Here is an 18,080-nt window from a genome sequence, read left to right as displayed (position 1 = left end):
GCTCAACGCATACGTCAACCGCCCCCCCTCCGGATCTGTGAACACCGGCAAGACCTGCTCGAAACGCACATTCACCACCGCCGAAAAGCTGGTCACTCCCGGAGCCACCGGGGCCTGATTCGTTGGATTGGTCGGGTTGGTTGGATTCGTCGGCGTTGTCGTGCCACTACAGTTCAAGCTCTTCGGCGAGCCTTTGAGCAGGTAACTCGTGCCCTGCACCCGACCCCACAGCGAGTAGGTCTGGTTGTTCTTCAACTCCTCGGCGGTCATCCACTGATACCCGTGGCTGCCATTGCCCTTGCCCGCGGCCTGCAGGTCCTGCCGGTAAATACCGGCGCTGGTGCTGCCCACCAGCCGAGCGGTTTCCAGACTGCTGCCCACCAGAAACTCCACCGTCAGCGGTACGTTCGGACGGTCACGGTCCCAAACCCAACCCGCAATCACTGTGCAATTCACCAGGTCCAGATACCCTTCATAATTCCCTGTAACCGGATTGTCCTGTTTTTCGATTACGATTAGTTTAAACGTCAGCGTTCCGACGATATTCCCCTTGTCATCAACACCTTTAATGCTAAGTGTCGTTGTTCCGGCTTTGCTTGGTGTTCCCGCAATTGCACGGTTTCCAGCGTTGTAGGCCAGTCCATCAGGCAAACCGGCAACGGTATAAGTAATCCCTGGTCCGGGATCGGGCAAGGTGTATGAATAGGCCAATCCTACGTAAATGGTCTGGTCGGCCAGGGTGGAAGAACCAGGCGCTGAACAGGTAGTCGTGTATGTATAACTCACTTCCTGATCACCCTGACGAGCCAGCAACCTGAGTTCAGCTCCGTTCAGTTTATCGACACTGAGCGTAAACGTCGGATTACTACTCCACTCGAAAAGGCCCGCAATGGAATACGTCAGCGCGCTTCCGTTCCCGCCTTCGGTCCGGATTGTCAACTGACGTGTCTGGCAATTCAACGTGGGGGCGACCATGGTCAGCGGAGTGTTTGCTCCCTGAATGGTCATCACAAATTTGTCTTCGACTTTAGCCCCCCGTTCATCGGTAGCGGTAACCGTGATTTCGGTTGATCCGGCTTTGGTCGGCGTACCTGAAATGGCTTTCGTGACTTTATCGTACGCCAGACCGGCGGGCAACGTACTAACCGCTACTTCGAGGGAAGTCGATGCCTGGAATGTTTCCGCCGGAATGCGCAGAATAAAGAACTGTCCAATCGGATACGTGTAGTCGCTCATGGGTTTGGCGACAATCGGCGGCTCGTAATTTTTGCAAGGCGTTGTGTAGGTAAATTTGATTTCCTTGCCACTTTGCCGGGCCTGAATATCGAAGGTGACCCCGTTGCGCAGCCAGGCCGGAATGGTAAAGGTAGCGTTGGTGGTCCAGTCTTCGACAATTCCGACGGCCCGAAACTCAATTTTAGTCCCATCGCCCCCGCTGGTCCGAAACCGAATCTCTCCAGTCCCGCAATCGACGGTAGGTTCCAGAATAGCCAGTTCTTGGGTTGAGTTCGAACTGTTGATCGTGAGCCGGAACTCTGTGGTAACGCTGGCCCCTTTGTTATCAATGGCTTTTACCCGAACGGTGATAATACCGGCGATGTTCGGAGTCCCACGAACCGTACGGCTGTCGGAATCGTAGCCTAAACCGCTCGTCAGACCCGATACTTCCAGTCCCGCAATTTGCCCGTCCGGATCGGAAAATGTTTCGTTGGGAATCGTGTAACTGAAGCTTTGTCCGACGGTGGCAGTCTGGGCCGGGATAGTTTTGCTGACCACCGGTGGCTTGTTAACTTCTTCCTGCTTGGTAACCGATAATTTAAAGTTGGTTGTAACGCTGGTTCCCTTGTCGTCCGTTGCTTTCAGGTTGATATTAAAAACGCCTTCATTGGACGGTTTACCGCTGATCGTGACCGTTTCAATATTGTAGCTCAACCCAGGCGGCAGGTCCATGACCTCAACTTTGGCGATGCGGCCATCCGGGTCTTTAAATGTTTCATCAGGTATGCGAAATGAGTAATTCTGGTTCAATACGGCCGAACGGTCTTCGATGGGTTTGGCGACGATGGGGGCCTGGTTAGCATTTGGCCCTTGGACGTTAATCTGAAACTGCGTCGTTACCGGTGAATTTTTGTTGTCAACGGCCCGAACGGTCACCGTGATTGTCCCGGTCGTATTGGGTGTACCGGAAATAGTGATGCCATTGACTGAAAGGCCTAGGGCCGGTAAACCAGAAGTCACTTCCACTTTCGTGATCGAACCGTCGGGATCTTCAAAAGTAGACGGCGGAATGGTATACTCAAACGGTCGTTCGACATAGGCGGTCTGATTCGGAATCGGCTGCCGGACCCGGGGGTCCTGGTTGGCATTATCTTCCAGCCAGTCTTCATTAATGGTGATGTTTACTGGTCGACGGCCGTTCTGGTTGTAGGCTTTCGACCACTGATCACTAGCCCGCCCTGACGGATCGGCAACGTCGTCGCGAACCATCGACGACAGGCGGTAGGAAGTACTGCTGCCCACCTCGACCTGCGTAACGGGCTGTGTGAGCAGTCCCTGACCAACCACCTTCTGAATGAGCTGATTCAGGGTTCCCCGCGCATCCCATCCTCCAAAGTTGGCCAGGGTTACCAGCCGGGCACCGTGTTCGAAGCTTTCGGCCACTTGTTCATAAAACCGCTGCACCGATACAGTCCGGTGAAACAGCCCGTCTACTTCGTTACAAACCCAGGCTCCATTCCGTACGTTGCTGCGCACCACGTCCATCGAAAACCGATGGTTATAATCCGGGCCATCATTGATTTTAACTCCATCAGCATTTTGGGCCAGATTCCGGAAGGCAAATGTACCACGCAGACCGCTTTGCCGATCCCATACGCACCCATGTTGATTAACAACCTGAATCGATCCGTTTACTTCTTTAATCGTGCGATTAGTTTCATCGATAAACCGCTTTAGCATGAGGTGCCGAAAAACGTACCAGTCTTCGCCCCAACGGCCCCGGCTAAAAGAAACATACGGGTCCGATTGGTTGTATGGTGGCGGAACCACCGACTCCCAATTACTAAAGTCACTGCCCCAGCGCCGGTTGAGAGCATCCAGCGAAAACCGCCCCTGCAACCACTGCCGAAAGCCCTGCCGCATGGGATCACTGTAATCGAATGGAATGGGATATGAGCTGTCACCCCGGCTGTTCCGCGGTGAATATTCGGCCTCCTGTATCGGCGTGGCTGTCACCGACATAAACAGCAAATGGTCCTGGTTTTGCAGGTACTGGTAATGCTGCACCACTTGACGAACAAAGTCTTTGGCTAATTCAAGGGTGGGCTGGTGCGCAAAACTAAACTGAGCGGCTCCGCCAAAAAACATCCGGGAGTTATCTCCTGCCTGCATGGTTTCGTTCTCCGTCCAGAAGCCGTTGATCCATTTGGGCTCCCGGGCTAATTGGATCCGGATGGCTACTTTCATCCCCATGCGCAGAGCCGTATTCACGTGAGAATCAACAACCCGCCAGTTGGGCGCACTGTTGCGGGTTGGATAAACCTGATCCCAGTGTACCGAGATTTCGGCAGCATTGCAACCCATGCGACCCGCGTTTTCGATCCGTTCATCATCGATTTGTGGATCAGTTTCGTAGTTAAAGACGACGATGGCCAGATAACGCTGGCGTTCAGAAATAGTGGGTGCGGATGTTCTGTTAGAAATCAGGTTATTGGCAGAGTATCCGGAAGTACCTAATGCCGGGGTATGTGCATGGGTCAGGCCCAGAGAGAGAAAGAAGCTGACTAACGTTACGAATAATTGTCTGATCATCAGTGCTTGGGCTAAGTTTACTTTGTCTATCTGGTTACTCTGGTCATAGGTATTCCAGGGCGGGGAGCAGGCCGCAGCCTTCCTCGTGGTACTCCTGTTCATAGCTGTTCCAGGCTGGTTCCGATTAATTGATTCAGACGGAGAAAGTACTCCGTACGAGTGACCGAATCACAAGATTTGATTAGCAGTCAGACTATTAAGTCGACTGTAATTCGATTACGAAAACTAAGAAGGACAAAAATCATTCCAATGTATGATTCGCTGGAATGAAAGCAGGATATCTCCCAGAGCGTGCGGGTTAAAAATGCACGAATGAATCGATGGGAGGTCGATTGAGTTATAAATGCAAAACCGCCTAAACGCCATTTATCAAACAGCTTATCAGCGTCTTCCTAACTGTGTATCGTAGAATATTGCTAAAAATTGTGCGGCAGGCTTCCAAAATTATTATTCAGCCCAAAAATATTCCTAAATGTTAGCTAACGGTTGTGTTTTTTAACTGAAGAATAGTCTTTTCCCACAACTTTACCTGGCGTTCAGCATCGAACTGCTGGCTTTTTTCGGTTAACAAAACCGGATTATAAGACATTGGATTTTGCATCACCCGCAGCATGGCCGTCCGGAACTGGTCCGGGGCGGGGTAGGCCACCAGTTCGCCCATGCCCGGAATAATAAATTCTTTGGCCCCACCCGCGTTCGGCGCTACGAGTGGTTTGCCGAGGGAAGCCGCTTCGGTCATGATTTTCCCAAACGGTTCTTCGCGGGAAGTCATGAGCAGCCCGTCGGAAAGTTGCAGATAGTTGTAATAATCGTCCGTCTGCACATCCACGAAGCTCACATTAGGCAGGTTCAGCGCTTTAATCTGACTATCGACCAGGTAATTCAGGCCTGTTGGTTTAGAGTTGCCCATCCAGATAAAATGACACGGCTGATCGGCCATCGCCTGCGCAATGAATGGAAACAGATCGACTCCTTTCCGGTAAATCCGTGTCCCGACCATCGTCCAGACGAAAGCGCCCGGCGCGATTCCGAGTTTCCGACGAAGCTCCTGCACCTGCTGTTCCGAAACCTGCTTACGGCTCAAATCCACCACTGGGTAGAGCAAGGCCGTCCGCTTCGCGCCCATCACTGTCGCCAGATCGCAGATTTGCTGCGTGACCCCAATCACCAGATCCGAATAATTCATCGCGTGCTGCATCTCCCCGTACGAAATCGACTCAAACGACGAATGGAGTTCGTGAATCTGCGAAATCACCTTCACGCCCAGCCGTTCGGCCAGCGACGAGAGTGGAAACATCAGGACGGTATTCAGGTACCAGTAATCAGCTTTTACCTGTTCCTGCACCCTTCGGATGTTGTTTTCATAAACCTTGATCCCCATCGCGTGCGTGACCTTCGAGACGATCTTTCGGGCAAAACTACGATTGAACGGCGAGGTAAACAGCGGAATGTCGGCGGGTAACTGGGCCGTCAGTGGGCCTTGCTGCTCACTGTACAAAGCCGCCCGGAGTTTTTGCCGGTCGAAGTTTTGCAGGTAGGTCCACAGCACGACCTCTGAACCCGTAAACGAACCATAGGGGGTGAAAAATAGTATTTTTTTCATGTCTCGAAAACCGCTTGGTCCGCGAATATGCGCCGAAATAACCACAAAATGCTAACAAAATCAGAAATTTGGCTACGATAGCGGCAAACTCGAAGCGCCGACAAATTGTTACTCCAACCGATTGGCAATTGAATAGTATATTGCGAACCCGTTGGTTTTGCGGTTCTTAAAACCGGTGCCAATGCGGCCACCGTACCGCCGAATACACGAAGAATTAGGCGTCGCTCCGGCGACATTGACTTATGGCAACTCGTTATTTCCTGAAAGTAAAAGAAGTAGTTCGGCAAACGCCGGACGCCGTTACGATTCACTTTTGGCACCCACTCAATGAAGAGGTCCGGTATCAGCCCGGCCAGTACCTGACGTTTATTTTACCGCACGAAGGACAGAAAATCCGCCGGTCGTATTCCATGTCCAGTTCACCCCATACCGATATTTCGCTGGCCGTCACCATCAAGCGGTTACCGGGCGGTGTGGTGTCCAATTACCTCTGCGACAATACCAAGCCCGGTGATGTGTTCGAAACGCTCGAACCGCTCGGTACGTTTGTTCCGAAACTGGACCCGCAAAACCGGCGTCGGGTGATTTTGATCGGGGCCGGAAGCGGCATTACGCCCCTGATTTCGATGGCGAAGTCGCTGCTGCACGTTGAGCCGCAAACAACCGTCTGGCTGCTGTACGGAAACCGGAACCGAACGTCGATCATTTTCGAGAAAGAACTCGCTGAACTGAATGAAAAAGCTGGGGGGCGCTTTCGGGTTACGCACCTGCTGAGCCAGCCCGAAGCCGACTGGAGCGGGCTGCACGGTCGACTAAATCAATCGGCCATTCTGAAACTGCTGGAAGAACTGCCGGTGGAAGCCCTCCGGCAAACCGACTTTTACATCTGCGGCCCCGAAGGACTGATGGACGAAGCGCGCGGTGCGCTCAAGCTCCTCAACGTGCCCACCGAACGGGTTCATAAGGAAAGCTTTGCTACCGCGCCCCACGAAAGCCACGGCGAAGTCGTGGAAGAAGCGCCCGTAACGGCCTCGCTGCACCCGGAAGTAACCATTCTCTACGAAGGCAGTGAATACAAAGTTACGGTCGAACCACACCAGACGATTCTGGAAGCCGCCCTCGAACTAGACATCGACCTGCCGTATTCCTGCCAGGCCGGGATGTGTACGGCCTGCATGGGTCGTTGCCTGTCGGGCAAAGTGCATCTGGATGAAGAAGACGGTTTGGCCGAATCCGAACTCCAGGCCGGTTACATTCTGACCTGCGTCGCGCACCCGCTAACCCCGGATGTGGTCATTGAAATTGAATAAAGCGTGAACGTTTCGGGATTCTGATTAATCCTTCAGAAAACCGCATCAAAACCGCCTATCGACCCAAAACCATAAACCTGTTTTTCCTGTATGGAAACGACTTTAGAATTACCAACCCGCCCGGCCCGGCGGTTTATCGGCGAAGACTTTAGCCTGAAGACCTGGGGCGAAATAAAACCGCTGTACGATAATCTGGCCGAACGCCCCATTCATAATGCGGAAGACCTGCGGCAATGGTTTGCCGACCGCAGTGAACTTGAATCCTTCTTGTCGGAAAACTTTGCCTGGCGGTATATCCGGATGACCTGCGACACAGCCGATACTGATCTGGTTAACCAATTCAATTTCTTCATCACTGAAATTCAACCTAACTTATCGGCTTACGAAAACCGGCTGGACAAAATGGCCGTCGAAAGCCCTTACCTGGCCGAGTTGCAGGAAAAAGGCTTCGACATTACGGTTCGCGGTATGAAAAAGGCCATTGAAATCTTCCGGGACGAAAACATTCCGCTGCAAACCGAACTCCAGACCCAGGAGCGTAAATACGGAGCCACCGTCGGGGCCATGACCATCGAAGTCAGGAACACGGAAGGCGTTCTGGAAGAGATGACGCTGCCGCAGGCCAGCACCCTGTTGCAATCGCCCGACCGCGCCTTGCGGGAAGAAGTCTGGCTGAAAATTCAGGAACGGCGGTACCAGGACAAAGACGCACTCGACGAGTTGTACAATCGCCTGATTACACTCCGGCATCAGGTAGCTGTCAATGCCGGTTTTACTAATTTCCGAGACTATATGTTTGCCGCGCTGGGCCGTTTCGACTACACCCCGCAGGATTGCTTCGATTTTCACGCGTCGGTGTCCAAAACCGTGGTGCCGCTGCTGGACGAACTCGCGCAGGAACGCAAACAGAAGCTGGCCCGGGTCGATCGGTCGGTGGAGGTGTTGCGGCCCTGGGATTCGAAAGTAGACCCTGACGGCCTACCGGCCCTGAAACCGTTTGAAACCGGCGAAGAACTGCTGAACAAAACCATTACCTGCTTCAGTCGGCTCGATGCGGCCGTGGGCAATACCTACCTGAGCGACTGCCTGCGCATCATGAAGGCGATGGGCCACCTGGACCTCGAATCGCGGAAAGGCAAGGCGCCGGGCGGTTACAATTACCCGCTCGAAGAAATCGGCGTGCCGTTCATTTTCATGAATGCGACCTCGAGCCTGCGCGACCTGGTGACGATGGTGCACGAAGGCGGCCACGCGGTGCATTCCTTCCTGACGCGTACGTTGCCGCTGAAGTCGTTCCGGAACCCGCCGATGGAAGTAGCCGAACTGGCGTCGATGGCGATGGAACTGCTTACGATGGATTACTGGGATGTGTTTTTTGAAAATCCGGACGACCTGAAACGGGCCAAAATTCAGCACCTGGAATCGATTATCGAAACGCTTCCCTGGGTAGCCACGATCGACAAGTTTCAGCACCGGGTGTACGAAAGTGCGGCCGTAACATCACCTTCCGGCGAAGAGCGGCAACGGGTCTGGGTGCCCATTTTTGAAGAATTCGCCGACTCGGTGACGAGCTGGCAGGGCTTGGAAAAGTACGAAGCTTACACCTGGCAGAAGCAACTGCACCTGTACGAAGTCCCGTTTTATTACATCGAGTACGGCATTGCTCAACTGGGGGCCATCGGCGTCTGGATGAATTTCCGGGAAGACCGGCAAAAAGGATTACAGGGCTACCTGGATGCCCTGAAGTTGGGCTACACGGCCCCTATCAGCGAAATCTACCGGGCCGCCAACGTTCCGTTCGACTTCTCGGAAGCCAACATTGGCCGGTTGATCCGCTTTGTCTGGGCCGAGATCGGGCGGCTGAAAAGCTGAGGGGAAAGCCGATAAAAATTAAACGGAGCCTTGGCGAATTGGCCCGTAGTTGATAGTTTTGTGGTGAATTTTTGAAACCGTTTGTATGAAAGGGCTTTTAAGCACAGGAGTATGTTTGCTGGTCGTCGGTCTGCTGACTTCCTGCGATTACCAGAAATATAATACCATCCGCCAGAAGGACTACCGCGAGGGCGATAAGTATGTATACGGCCCGGGCCTGGATTCACCAGCCGTTCAGACGAATTATAAATACACCGCCCGCCCGGAACTGGCGGATCGAACGAATAAGATTCGTCAAAAGCTGTTCGGCAACTCAGGATTGTAAGCCGGAACACCACTGAAAATAAAACGAGATAAAGCGATGTAAGGACTTTCGGAGTCAGTGCATCGCTTTTTGCGTTTTGGGGGCATTTATCAAGTGGTTAGACAATTAGGCTTTTTTTGATTTACTTTACGCCTTCTTTCAAAAGTAGAATAGTACTTTTTCGATATATCCAACCTCATTCCACCAGAAAGCGATATGAATATTGCACTCGTTACAGGTTCCGCCGGGTTGATCGGCAGCGAATCAGTTGCCTTTTTCTCAGAAAAATTCGATCTGGTCATCGGCGTCGACAACAACCTGCGCCAGTACTTCTTCGGCACCGACGGCTCAACCGACTGGAACCGTGACCGGCTGAAAGATACCTATACCAACTACCGTCACTACACCGCCGACATCCGCAAAGTTGAAGAACTCGAACCGATTTTCAAGGAATACGGCACCGACATCAAACTCATTGTGCACACGGCCGCCCAACCCAGCCACGACTGGGCCGCCCGCGAACCCTTTACCGACTTTAGCGTCAACGCCAACGGCACGCTGAACATGCTCGAAATGAACCGCCTGCACTGCCCCGATGCGGTTTTCATTTTCACCTCGACCAACAAAGTCTACGGCGACAACCCCAACTACCTGCCCCTGATCGAAACCGAAACCCGCTGGGAGATTGACGAAAATCACCCGTACTTCACCAACGGCATCGACGAATTCATGTCCATCGACCACACTAAACACTCACTGTTCGGCGCTTCGAAAGTAGCTGCCGACGTGCTGGTGCAGGAATACGGCCGGTATTTTGGCATGAAAACCGGGATTTTCCGGGGCGGCTGTCTGACGGGGCCGAACCACTCCGGCGCGCAGTTGCACGGTTTTCTGTCGTATCTGATGAAGTGCGCTATTACAGGCAACCACTACACCATTTTTGGTTACAAAGGCAAGCAGGTGCGCGACAACATCCACAGCCACGACCTGGTAAACATGTTCTGGCACTTCTACCAGAACCCGCGCGCGGGCGAAGTCTACAACGCTGGTGGGGGCCGTCACGCCAACTGCTCAATGCTGGAGGCCATTGCCATCTGTGAAGAAATCTCGGGCAACACAATGAGCTACAGCTATTCGGAAACCAACCGGATCGGCGACCATATCTGGTACATTTCCGACCTGTCGAAATTCAAGAGCCACTACCCCGGCTGGAACTGGGAGTACGACCTGCACCAAACCCTCGTGCAAATGCACGACAGCATGGTGAAACGGTTGAGCCAACCTGCGTGACTTTACGCTGATTCAGCGTCTTACTTATATCCATGACACATCAAGACTTTTTGCGTTCGCTGGTTGACCCCCAGGACCGGACGCCCCTGACGCTTTCCGACGATCAGAAAACGCTGGTCAGCCAGAATGGCACGACCTACGACGTGCTGGAAGGCGGCATTTTCAACGGTTTGTACCCCAAAAACCTACTGGCCGAAGATGCCCGGGAGCAGTACCTCTACGACCAGGCTTACCTGCGCTACGACCGGGGCGTCTCCTGGGTCTTTCAGACCCTCAATGACTCGGACGAAGCGGCCACGCGCCGGTTCATGATCGGCCTGATGAATCTCAAACCGGGGATGTCCGTGCTCGAAGTCGGAGCCGGAACCGGCAAGGATTCGGCGCTGATTATTGACCAGATTTCACCGGGCGGCACCGCCGTTCTGTCTGATCTGTCGCCCAACATGCTGCGTCTGGCAACGGAAAAGCTACAATCTAAAACGGTCGACATTCACTTTTTGCTGGCCAATGGCTCTTACCTGCCTTTTGCGGATGGCACGTTCGATGCCTTATTCCACTTTGGCGGGATCAACACCTTTTCGGAGCGAAAACTGGCGTTCGAAGAAATCACCCGCGTTGTAAAACCGGGTGGAAAAGTCGTCGTCGGGGACGAAAGCATAGCGCCCTGGCTCCGAAACACCCCAACTTACGCGACGCTCCTAAAAGCCAACCCGCTGTTCCGGGCCGACGTGCCTTTGGAGGATGTTCCGGCCAACGCCCTCGACTTCAAACTCCACTGGATTTTTGGCAACGCGTTTTACGTCATGGAATATACCGTTGGCGAGAAAGCCCCCGAAGTCCTCATCGATTTGCCGATGCCCGGCAAGGATTTTGCAGATACCTGGCGGATACGGGCCGAAGCGGCAGACCGCGAAAAAGCTGAATAATCTGTCGTTTAACGTTTGAGGTTTAACGTGCGCAGCTTTCCACGTTAAACCTCAAACGTTAAACGTTAAACCTCAAACTATGCCCTGGATCAAAAAAGGAGTGATTTATAAACCGGACGGCAAACTGGCCCACAGCCGGTCGCACGCACAGGTTCCTTTTGCCTATAAACACGACGATTTTCTGCGGATTTACTTTTCGTCGCGCGACGATAGTGTTCAGTCACGGCCGACGTTCATCGACGTGGATTATGATGACCCGACGAAAATCTTATACATCCACGACCGACCGGTTCTGGAACTGGGCGGTCCGGGTGAATACGATGAAACCGGTGCCATGCCGGCGTGGTTTGTCAACCAGCCCAATGGCGATATCTGGTTATATTACACCGGCTGGAACCGGACCTGGAATTCCTACCGGCTTTCGATGGGCCTGTCGGTCAGCACGGATGGCGGACTAACCTTTAAGAAAATGTTTACCGGCCCGATCATGGACCGGAGCATTCAGAATCCGATCTGGGCGGGTCAGCCGTCGGTGATTCGGGAAGACGACGGAACCTGGAAGATGTGGTACATTTCGGGGCATAAGTGCGAATACATTCACGGCTATCCGGAACCGTTCTACCGCTGTCAGTCGGCGTTTTCGAAAGACGGTATTCACTGGGAAATTAACGACATTCCGACACTGGATTTCGACGATTTTCTGCACGCCGTGGGCCGTCCGAGCGTTTTCAAACAGGACGGTTTGTACAAAATGTATTATTCGTACCGTCACACGCGGGATTACCGGACTGACCGAAATCAGGCGTACCGGCTCGGCTATGCCGAATCGGCGGATGGCGTCAACTGGGAGCGAAAAGACCATCTGGTGGGCATCCAAATGTCCGACAATCCGGACGATTTCGACTACCTGATGATCGGCTACGCCCATTATTACGAACACAAAGGCCGGAAATATTTGTTATATAACGGCAATGGTTTCGGAGCGTCAGGCTTCGGATACGCCGTTTGGGAAGACTGACGAGCGTCATAGTTTAGTATGAATCGGAGAACGTTCTTTGCGAGGGTTTCGTTTTCCGATGGCAAAACGACCTGTATCCGAATCATTTAAAACAGTACCACCATGTTGTCAGCCGAACAAACTGAGCAATTTAAAAAAGATGGGTATCTGCTGCTGAAAAACGCACTGGATACTTCCGTAATTGAAGCCATTTACCGCGAAGCCCGCGAAATTTTCGCGTTGCAGATTGAAAAAGTGCTGGGCACCAAACCTGACATCGACAACCGCGACGCGTTTGAGCAGGCGATGTACGAATTTTTTGAAAAAGATTTCGACGCCTTCGTCAGCACCGGTAAAACAGTTCAGCATACCATCGAACTCCACAAGCTGGGAACGAGCAATGCCATTCTGGATATCGTGAAGGGCGTAGGCATCGAAAAACCGTCCATTGCGGTTCGTCCGGCCATGCAGTTCAACAGCCGGTTTTTGTCGAAAGACGGCAGCACGCACTGGCGGCTGGGCGCACATCAGGACTGGCGTACCGGTCAGGGCTCGCTCGACAGCGTCGTGATCTGGTTTCCGATGGTTCCGGCGGATGCCGAGATCGGCGCTTTGCAGGTCATTCCGGGAAGCCACACCGCCGGGCTGATGCAGGCCAACACGACCGGCTACGCCGGGTATATCACTGATAATTTGAAGGATGAAGATTTCATTCAGACGGAATACGAAGTAGGTGATGTACTGATTTTCTCGGCCTTTCTCATCCACCGGTCCGGCAATAACGTCAGTCCGAACATCCGCTGGTCCGTCCAACTTCGGTATAACAACCTGGCCGAACCGACGTTCATTGAACGAGGGTATCCGATGCCCTACATTTATAAACCGCAGGAAGAACTGGTTACACCCGGTTTTCCGTCGGCCGATCAAGTGAAGGAAGTTTATGCCTAACAAACGCCCTGAGAACTGTCGCAACTAGTTTTCAGGGCTAAGTAAGAATGAAAGTCAGCGTCTGCATCATAACCTATAACCAGGTAAAGTTCATCCGGGAAGCCATCGACAGCGTCGTACGCCAACAGACGACGTTTCCGTTTGAAATCCTGATTGGAGATGATTTTTCGAACGACGGAACCCGCGACATCATTACCGAATACGGCGAACGGTATCCGGACCTGGTTCGGCCGGTTTTGCACCCGCGAAATCTGGGGCAGAATGGGTTGTTCAACACCCTTGAAACCTACCGGCTGGCGAAGGGCGAGTACATTGCGGCAATGGACGGCGACGACTACTGGACCGATCCGCTGAAGTTGCAAAAACAGGTCGATTTCCTGGATGCGCATCCGGATTTTTCCACCTGTTTCCACAACGCTCTGATCACCTTCGAAGACGGTTCGCCGTCGGTCATTCTCAATCCGCCCGATCAGAAACCGGTTTGTACGGTAGAGGATCTGATTGGTGAAGACGAGATCTGGTTTATGGCCACGTCGAGCGTCATGTTCCGGAATGTTATTACCGAGTATCCGGACTGGTTCAAGAAGTCGGTCAGTGGCGATATCCCGCGCTATGTCCTGCTCGCCAAATACGGCAAGATCGGGTACTTGCCGGATATGATGTCGGTTTACCGGAAAAACAGCAACGGCACCAGCTTTACAGACCGGGAAGACGATGCGCGTTTTTTGCAAAACCGAATCGAAATGTATGAGGGCATTAACCAGGAACTGAATTACCAGTTTGATGACCTTCTCAAGAAAAACATCGCCCGGTATTACGAAAAAATGTTACATAGCCGCCAGTACCGCGATCAGTATTACCCCAAAAACCGGGTGGCCCTGAAGTACCTGTACCTGCGAAAACCGGACTGGTCGGAAACCAAGGAGGTGCTGCGCGACCACGTCATCCCGCCGGTCCTAAACCGGGCCTACAGCGCGGTGGCGATTGGATTGTACCGCTTGAGAAAAAGTTTCAGTTCATAACCTGACATTTCGTACTTTTAATGTGATTTTAAGGTGTTTAACTCAGTGATTAACTTATAACGACATGAACGTTTTTAAACGAGTTACGTTTACGACGCCTGAAGAAACCATTCAGAATGTAAAAGAGGCCGTTCTCAATAATGTGCTGGTTCATTTAGCTGATTTCGACTCCACACTACCGGTTGAAGAGGTTCACCAGTTTTACAGCCAGCTTTCCGAAACGATCGGTAAAATTCACGCGGCTGATGAAGACATCAAAACTGGTTCGGCCACCGGAAACCGCTGGATCGACATCACCTTCGACCCGAATATTCCCGACCGCTACCGGTCGAGCAACACCCGCCAGCCGTTGCATACCGACGACTCGTATGTCGAACTGCATGGCGAAGAAGCTGTCAACTTTTTCTACTGTGCCTCGCGCGCCAAGGCCGGGGGTGCAACCACCTTCTTCACACTGACGGAACTGGTGGACTGCATAAAGCTGGACGGCGAAGACAAATTGCTGGACGAGTTGCTGTCGACCGAGGTCGTGTTTTCGAAAGGCGGAAGCCGCAAAGTTCGCAAGATTCTGGACAAAGACTCGGAAGGTTATCTGGCCAACTGGAATTACTATTGCATCGACCGGACGGAAAATACGCCGGAAGTAATCGATCTCTGTGAGCGCTTCCATAACTTCCTGGAAACCCGCATCCTGAACTCCGGTTTGCTCAATGGCCTGCAATTGCAAAAAGGTGAAGCGGTATTTTTTCACGACGACCGGATTCTGCACGGCCGGAACAGCTTCTTTGCCGAATACCCGGGTCAGCGGAGCCTGATCAAAGGGAAAATCATTCTGAATCCGGCTACGGCTTAATGAGCAGGATAACTCGATTGCAAATCCATTCAAAGGCTTCTTTGCGCGATGTAAAGAAGCCTTTCGTGTTTCCGGTAAAATGATAAATTTCAAACAACGCCTGCGGTCGCGGATCGGTTTTGGTACCTGGCAATTCGGTGGGCCCAACCGGGTCAACGGCAAACCCACCGGCTGGGGGGCCGTTGACGAATCGGAAGCCATCCGGGCCGTTCACGCTGCCCTCGAAGAAGGCATTACGTTTTTCGACACCGCCGATAGTTATGGACAAGGCCAATCGGAAACCATTCTCGGAAAAGCCCTTAGCCAGACGTCCGCAGCCGACCTAATCGTTTGTACCAAATTTGGCAATGTGTTCGACGCCCATGGCGTACCGGGGCAGGATTTCGGTCCGGCTCATTTGCAAAAAGCCGTCGAAGACAGCCTGCGCCGGTTGCAGCGCGACTCGCTCGATGTGCTGCTGCTCCACAGCCCACCCGATGCCTTCGATTGGGCCAGCTACGATCCATCGCCGTTCGAGACCTTAAGGCAGGCCGGAAAAATCAAGGCGTACGGCGTTAGCTCGAAAAGTGTTTACGGGGCAAAGCGCGTCCTGGAAGCCAGTTTTGGCAGTGTTGTCGAAGTGCTCTACAATGCGCTCGACCGCCGGGCTGAGGAGGTTCTGTGGGCCTTGCCGCAGGCTGCAAATTATGAATCGATTGTCCGCGTTCCGCTGGCATCCGGTTTTCTGAATCCGGCGTATTTGACGGAAGACCCGGTTTTTCCGGACGACCAATACCGCCATTACCTGCCCGATCGCGACCGCGACTGGCTGCTCAGCAGTGTTCGAAACCTGGCGTTTCTGAACGAGTTGCCGGGCGGTATTGCCACGGCAGCCCTGCGGTTTTGTCTATCGAACCCCGCCGTATCGGTCGTCATTCCCGGGATGCGAAATGCCGGGCAGGTAAAAGCCAACATGAACGCCGAACGCCTGGGCGCTTTGCAGTCTGAAGTCCTTGAACAAATCCGGATGGCCGTGCCAGATGTTCCCGATCACTGGAAACCCAAACCGTAAGATGGAAGCTTGCAAAGTTAGCGTATGCGTGCCGACCTACAACCATGAGCAGTTTATTACCCAAACGCTCGACGGCGCTTTGATGCAGCAAACCACGTTTCCTTTTGAGATTGTGATTGGGGACGATGGCTCGACCGATGGCGCTCCGGCTCTCATTCGCCGGTATGCGAACCAACATCCGGATTTGATCCGGGCCTTCCTGCACCCGCACAACCTCGGTCCGCAGGAGCCGCGCGAATTTGCTGGTCGCAACAATGTCCTGGGCTTGCTGAAAGCCTGCCGGGGTGAATATGTAGCCCTCTGCGAAGGTGACGACTACTGGACCGATCCGTTCAAATTGCAAAAGCAGGTCGATTTTATGGATTTTCATCCGGCCTATTCCATCTGTCACCATAATTTGCGGGTCATTTACGAAGATGGGTCTCCGGAGCATCTGTTTAACACACCGGAACAAAAATCCGATAGTACGCTGACGGATGTGCTGGAAGACCGCTGGTTCATTGCTACCGCCAGTACGCTGTACCGGAATATTTTCAGGGAACAGGATTTTGCCGATTGGCACCACCGGGCGGCTTCAGGCGACTGGGCGCTGGTGATTCAATTGGCAGCACAAGGAAAAATCCATTATCTTAATGAGACGATGGGTGTGTACCGCAAGCACCGGGGCGGTTTGAGCAATGTTCATTCGAATGTGAACTGCTTTTTTCTGAAAAACCGCAGGGAGATGTTTGAGGCCATCAATGCCTGGACGGATTACCGGTATGACGCCACCTTGCAACGGACCATCGCCCGGTATGATGAACAACTGAATCGAATCAACAATATTTAAAATAATTGCCGTATGGACGGTTCCATGATGAAACTGAGCGTAGTAATTCCCGCCTATAACGAACAGGACTCCATTCCTGAAACGTTGCGGTCGTTGTACCAGACGCTGTCGAAATACGGCATTCCGCACGAAATCTGCGTGACGAACGACAATTCCAAAGACCGCACGGCCGAGGTCCTCGACGCCCTGATGCTCGAAATCCCGACGCTGGTGTACTACACCAATCCCGGCCCGAACGGTTTCGGCTACGCCGTCCGCTACGGACTGGAGCGGTTTACGGGCGACTGCGTGGCGGTGTTCATGGCCGATATGTCCGACGATCCGGAGGATTTGGTGAAGTTTTATTACAAAATGCTGGAAGGCGACTACGACTGCGTGTTTGGTAGCCGCTGGATCAAAGGCGGCAAGGTGATCGACTATCCGCAACTCAAAAAATACATCAACCGGCTGGCCAATTTCATCGTTCGGATGGTGATGGGCATCCGGTACAACGACACCACCAACGCTTTTAAACTCTACAAACGCGAGACGATGGAAGGGCTCAAACCGTTTCTGTCCCCGCACTTCAACCTGACCGTCGAACTCCCGCTGAAAGCCATCGTTCGGGGGTATTCTTTCGCGGTGGTGCCCAATAGCTGGACCAACCGGAAGTACGGCGAATCGAAGCTGAAAATCAAAGAGATGGGCAGCCGGTATTTCTTCATCCTGATGTATTGCCTGATTGAGAAATATTTCTCACGCGGGGATTTCCGGAAGAAAACGAAACCGGTCGCGCCGGTCAGCCGGTAATGATGACCTCCGAACTAACCTTCCGGCTGGCGACCGAAAACGACCTCATTGCGATTGTTACCATGCTTGCCGACGACGCGCTAGGTGCGCAGCGTGAAAAGCTGGAAGACCCGCTGCCCGAATCATACCGGAAGGCATTTGCGCGAATCAGCCGGGACCCGAATCAGGAATTAACGATTGCTGAGATCGACGGCGAAACCGTCGGCACGTTTCACCTGACCTTCCTGCCCTACCTGACACACCAGGGCGGGCTGCGGGCGCAGATCGAAGCCGTGCGGGTTCACTCCGCTCACCGGGGCAAAGGGCTGGGAACCAAAATGTTCCGCCATGCCATCGACTGGGCTCGTCAGCAAGGCGCTTACGTGTTGCAACTGACTACCGACAAAAAACGCCCGAAAGCCATCCATTTCTACGAAGAACTCGGTTTTGTGGCTACGCACGAAGGCATGAAACTGGCCCTGTAACCATCAAGCGGT

Annotated in this window: 15 protein-coding genes; 13 read left to right on the top strand and 2 right to left on the bottom strand. The window is 53.0% G+C overall.

Annotated elements, in window-relative coordinates; translation table 11 throughout:
• A partial coding sequence (locus ACO2Q8_RS21855) for a putative Ig domain-containing protein (RefSeq protein WP_423346991.1) occupies nucleotides 1-3,810 on the bottom strand: 3,810 nt, incomplete at its 3' end.
• Between the two features lie 475 nt (nucleotides 3,811-4,285).
• Nucleotides 4,286-5,413 carry a glycosyltransferase family 4 protein gene (locus tag ACO2Q8_RS21850; RefSeq protein ID WP_423346990.1) on the bottom strand — a complete coding sequence of 376 codons (1,128 nt, stop codon included), beginning with the start codon at nucleotides 5,411-5,413 and terminating at the stop codon, nucleotides 4,286-4,288.
• A 242-nt stretch (nucleotides 5,414-5,655) separates the two neighbouring features.
• On the opposite strand from ACO2Q8_RS21850, the gene ACO2Q8_RS21845 reads away from it, so the two are divergent.
• The 13 genes from ACO2Q8_RS21845 to ACO2Q8_RS21785 all read left to right on the top strand — a co-directional run bounded on the left by ACO2Q8_RS21845 (nucleotide 5,656) and on the right by ACO2Q8_RS21785 (nucleotide 18,068).
• Nucleotides 5,656-6,723: a 2Fe-2S iron-sulfur cluster-binding protein gene (locus ACO2Q8_RS21845; protein WP_423346989.1), complete on the top strand. Its 1,068-nt coding sequence runs from the start codon at nucleotides 5,656-5,658 to the stop codon at nucleotides 6,721-6,723.
• 90 nt (nucleotides 6,724-6,813) lie between these two features.
• Entirely contained in the window at nucleotides 6,814-8,595 is a 1,782-nt protein-coding gene (locus tag ACO2Q8_RS21840) for a M3 family oligoendopeptidase (protein ID WP_423346988.1), read from the top strand.
• A gap of 85 nt (nucleotides 8,596-8,680) precedes the next feature.
• The gene (locus ACO2Q8_RS21835) at nucleotides 8,681-8,920 is read left to right on the top strand and encodes a hypothetical protein (RefSeq protein ID WP_423346987.1); all 240 of its coding nucleotides are present in this window, start codon (nucleotides 8,681-8,683) and stop codon (nucleotides 8,918-8,920) included.
• A 195-nt stretch (nucleotides 8,921-9,115) separates the two neighbouring features.
• A complete protein-coding gene (locus ACO2Q8_RS21830; protein ID WP_423346986.1) occupies nucleotides 9,116-10,189 on the top strand; it encodes an NAD-dependent epimerase/dehydratase family protein in 1,074 nt (357 codons plus the stop codon).
• Between the two features lie 32 nt (nucleotides 10,190-10,221).
• Nucleotides 10,222-11,115: a class I SAM-dependent methyltransferase gene (locus ACO2Q8_RS21825; protein WP_423346985.1), complete on the top strand. Its 894-nt coding sequence runs from the start codon at nucleotides 10,222-10,224 to the stop codon at nucleotides 11,113-11,115.
• Between the two features lie 79 nt (nucleotides 11,116-11,194).
• Complete coding sequence (locus ACO2Q8_RS21820) at nucleotides 11,195-12,133, top strand: hypothetical protein (protein ID WP_423346984.1); 939 nt, start codon at nucleotides 11,195-11,197, stop codon at nucleotides 12,131-12,133.
• 102 nt (nucleotides 12,134-12,235) lie between these two features.
• The gene (locus ACO2Q8_RS21815; RefSeq protein WP_423346983.1) at nucleotides 12,236-13,060 is read left to right on the top strand and encodes a phytanoyl-CoA dioxygenase family protein; all 825 of its coding nucleotides are present in this window, start codon (nucleotides 12,236-12,238) and stop codon (nucleotides 13,058-13,060) included.
• A gap of 47 nt (nucleotides 13,061-13,107) precedes the next feature.
• Nucleotides 13,108-14,082 (top strand): glycosyltransferase family 2 protein, encoded by a 975-nt coding sequence (locus tag ACO2Q8_RS21810; RefSeq protein ID WP_423346982.1) that lies wholly within the window; start codon nucleotides 13,108-13,110, stop codon nucleotides 14,080-14,082.
• 64 nt (nucleotides 14,083-14,146) lie between these two features.
• Entirely contained in the window at nucleotides 14,147-14,935 is a 789-nt protein-coding gene (locus tag ACO2Q8_RS21805; protein ID WP_423346981.1) for a TauD/TfdA family dioxygenase, read from the top strand.
• Between the two features lie 79 nt (nucleotides 14,936-15,014).
• The gene (locus ACO2Q8_RS21800; protein ID WP_423346980.1) at nucleotides 15,015-15,986 is read left to right on the top strand and encodes an aldo/keto reductase; all 972 of its coding nucleotides are present in this window, start codon (nucleotides 15,015-15,017) and stop codon (nucleotides 15,984-15,986) included.
• 1 nt (nucleotide 15,987) lies between these two features.
• The gene (locus ACO2Q8_RS21795; protein WP_423346979.1) at nucleotides 15,988-16,815 is read left to right on the top strand and encodes a glycosyltransferase family 2 protein; all 828 of its coding nucleotides are present in this window, start codon (nucleotides 15,988-15,990) and stop codon (nucleotides 16,813-16,815) included.
• Nucleotides 16,816-16,842: 27 nt separating this feature from the next.
• The gene (locus ACO2Q8_RS21790; protein WP_423347122.1) at nucleotides 16,843-17,604 is read left to right on the top strand and encodes a glycosyltransferase family 2 protein; all 762 of its coding nucleotides are present in this window, start codon (nucleotides 16,843-16,845) and stop codon (nucleotides 17,602-17,604) included.
• Between the two features lie 2 nt (nucleotides 17,605-17,606).
• Nucleotides 17,607-18,068 (top strand): GNAT family N-acetyltransferase, encoded by a 462-nt coding sequence (locus tag ACO2Q8_RS21785; RefSeq protein WP_423346978.1) that lies wholly within the window; start codon nucleotides 17,607-17,609, stop codon nucleotides 18,066-18,068.
• Nucleotides 18,069-18,080 lie beyond the last annotated feature (12 nt).

Source organism: Larkinella sp. VNQ87 (assembly GCF_049445795.1).
Lineage (GTDB): Bacteria > Bacteroidota > Bacteroidia > Cytophagales > Spirosomataceae > Larkinella.
This window is presented reverse-complemented; position numbering and strand designations above follow the sequence as displayed.

Bases quoted from the DNA above. Each gene is read 5' to 3' on its own strand.
- ACO2Q8_RS21850 (WP_423346990.1), bottom strand. From the start codon at position 5,413: ATGAAAAAAATACTATTTTTCACCCCCTATGGTTCGTTTACGGGTTCA.
- ACO2Q8_RS21845 (WP_423346989.1), top strand. From the start codon at position 5,656: ATGGCAACTCGTTATTTCCTGAAAGTAAAAGAAGTAGTTCGGCAAACG.
- ACO2Q8_RS21840 (WP_423346988.1), top strand. From the start codon at position 6,814: ATGGAAACGACTTTAGAATTACCAACCCGCCCGGCCCGGCGGTTTATC.
- ACO2Q8_RS21835 (WP_423346987.1), top strand. From the start codon at position 8,681: ATGAAAGGGCTTTTAAGCACAGGAGTATGTTTGCTGGTCGTCGGTCTG.
- ACO2Q8_RS21830 (WP_423346986.1), top strand. From the start codon at position 9,116: ATGAATATTGCACTCGTTACAGGTTCCGCCGGGTTGATCGGCAGCGAA.
- ACO2Q8_RS21825 (WP_423346985.1), top strand. From the start codon at position 10,222: ATGACACATCAAGACTTTTTGCGTTCGCTGGTTGACCCCCAGGACCGG.
- ACO2Q8_RS21820 (WP_423346984.1), top strand. From the start codon at position 11,195: ATGCCCTGGATCAAAAAAGGAGTGATTTATAAACCGGACGGCAAACTG.
- ACO2Q8_RS21815 (WP_423346983.1), top strand. From the start codon at position 12,236: ATGTTGTCAGCCGAACAAACTGAGCAATTTAAAAAAGATGGGTATCTG.
- ACO2Q8_RS21810 (WP_423346982.1), top strand. From the start codon at position 13,108: ATGAAAGTCAGCGTCTGCATCATAACCTATAACCAGGTAAAGTTCATC.
- ACO2Q8_RS21805 (WP_423346981.1), top strand. From the start codon at position 14,147: ATGAACGTTTTTAAACGAGTTACGTTTACGACGCCTGAAGAAACCATT.
- ACO2Q8_RS21800 (WP_423346980.1), top strand. From the start codon at position 15,015: ATGATAAATTTCAAACAACGCCTGCGGTCGCGGATCGGTTTTGGTACC.
- ACO2Q8_RS21795 (WP_423346979.1), top strand. From the start codon at position 15,988: ATGGAAGCTTGCAAAGTTAGCGTATGCGTGCCGACCTACAACCATGAG.
- ACO2Q8_RS21790 (WP_423347122.1), top strand. From the start codon at position 16,843: ATGAAACTGAGCGTAGTAATTCCCGCCTATAACGAACAGGACTCCATT.
- ACO2Q8_RS21785 (WP_423346978.1), top strand. From the start codon at position 17,607: ATGACCTCCGAACTAACCTTCCGGCTGGCGACCGAAAACGACCTCATT.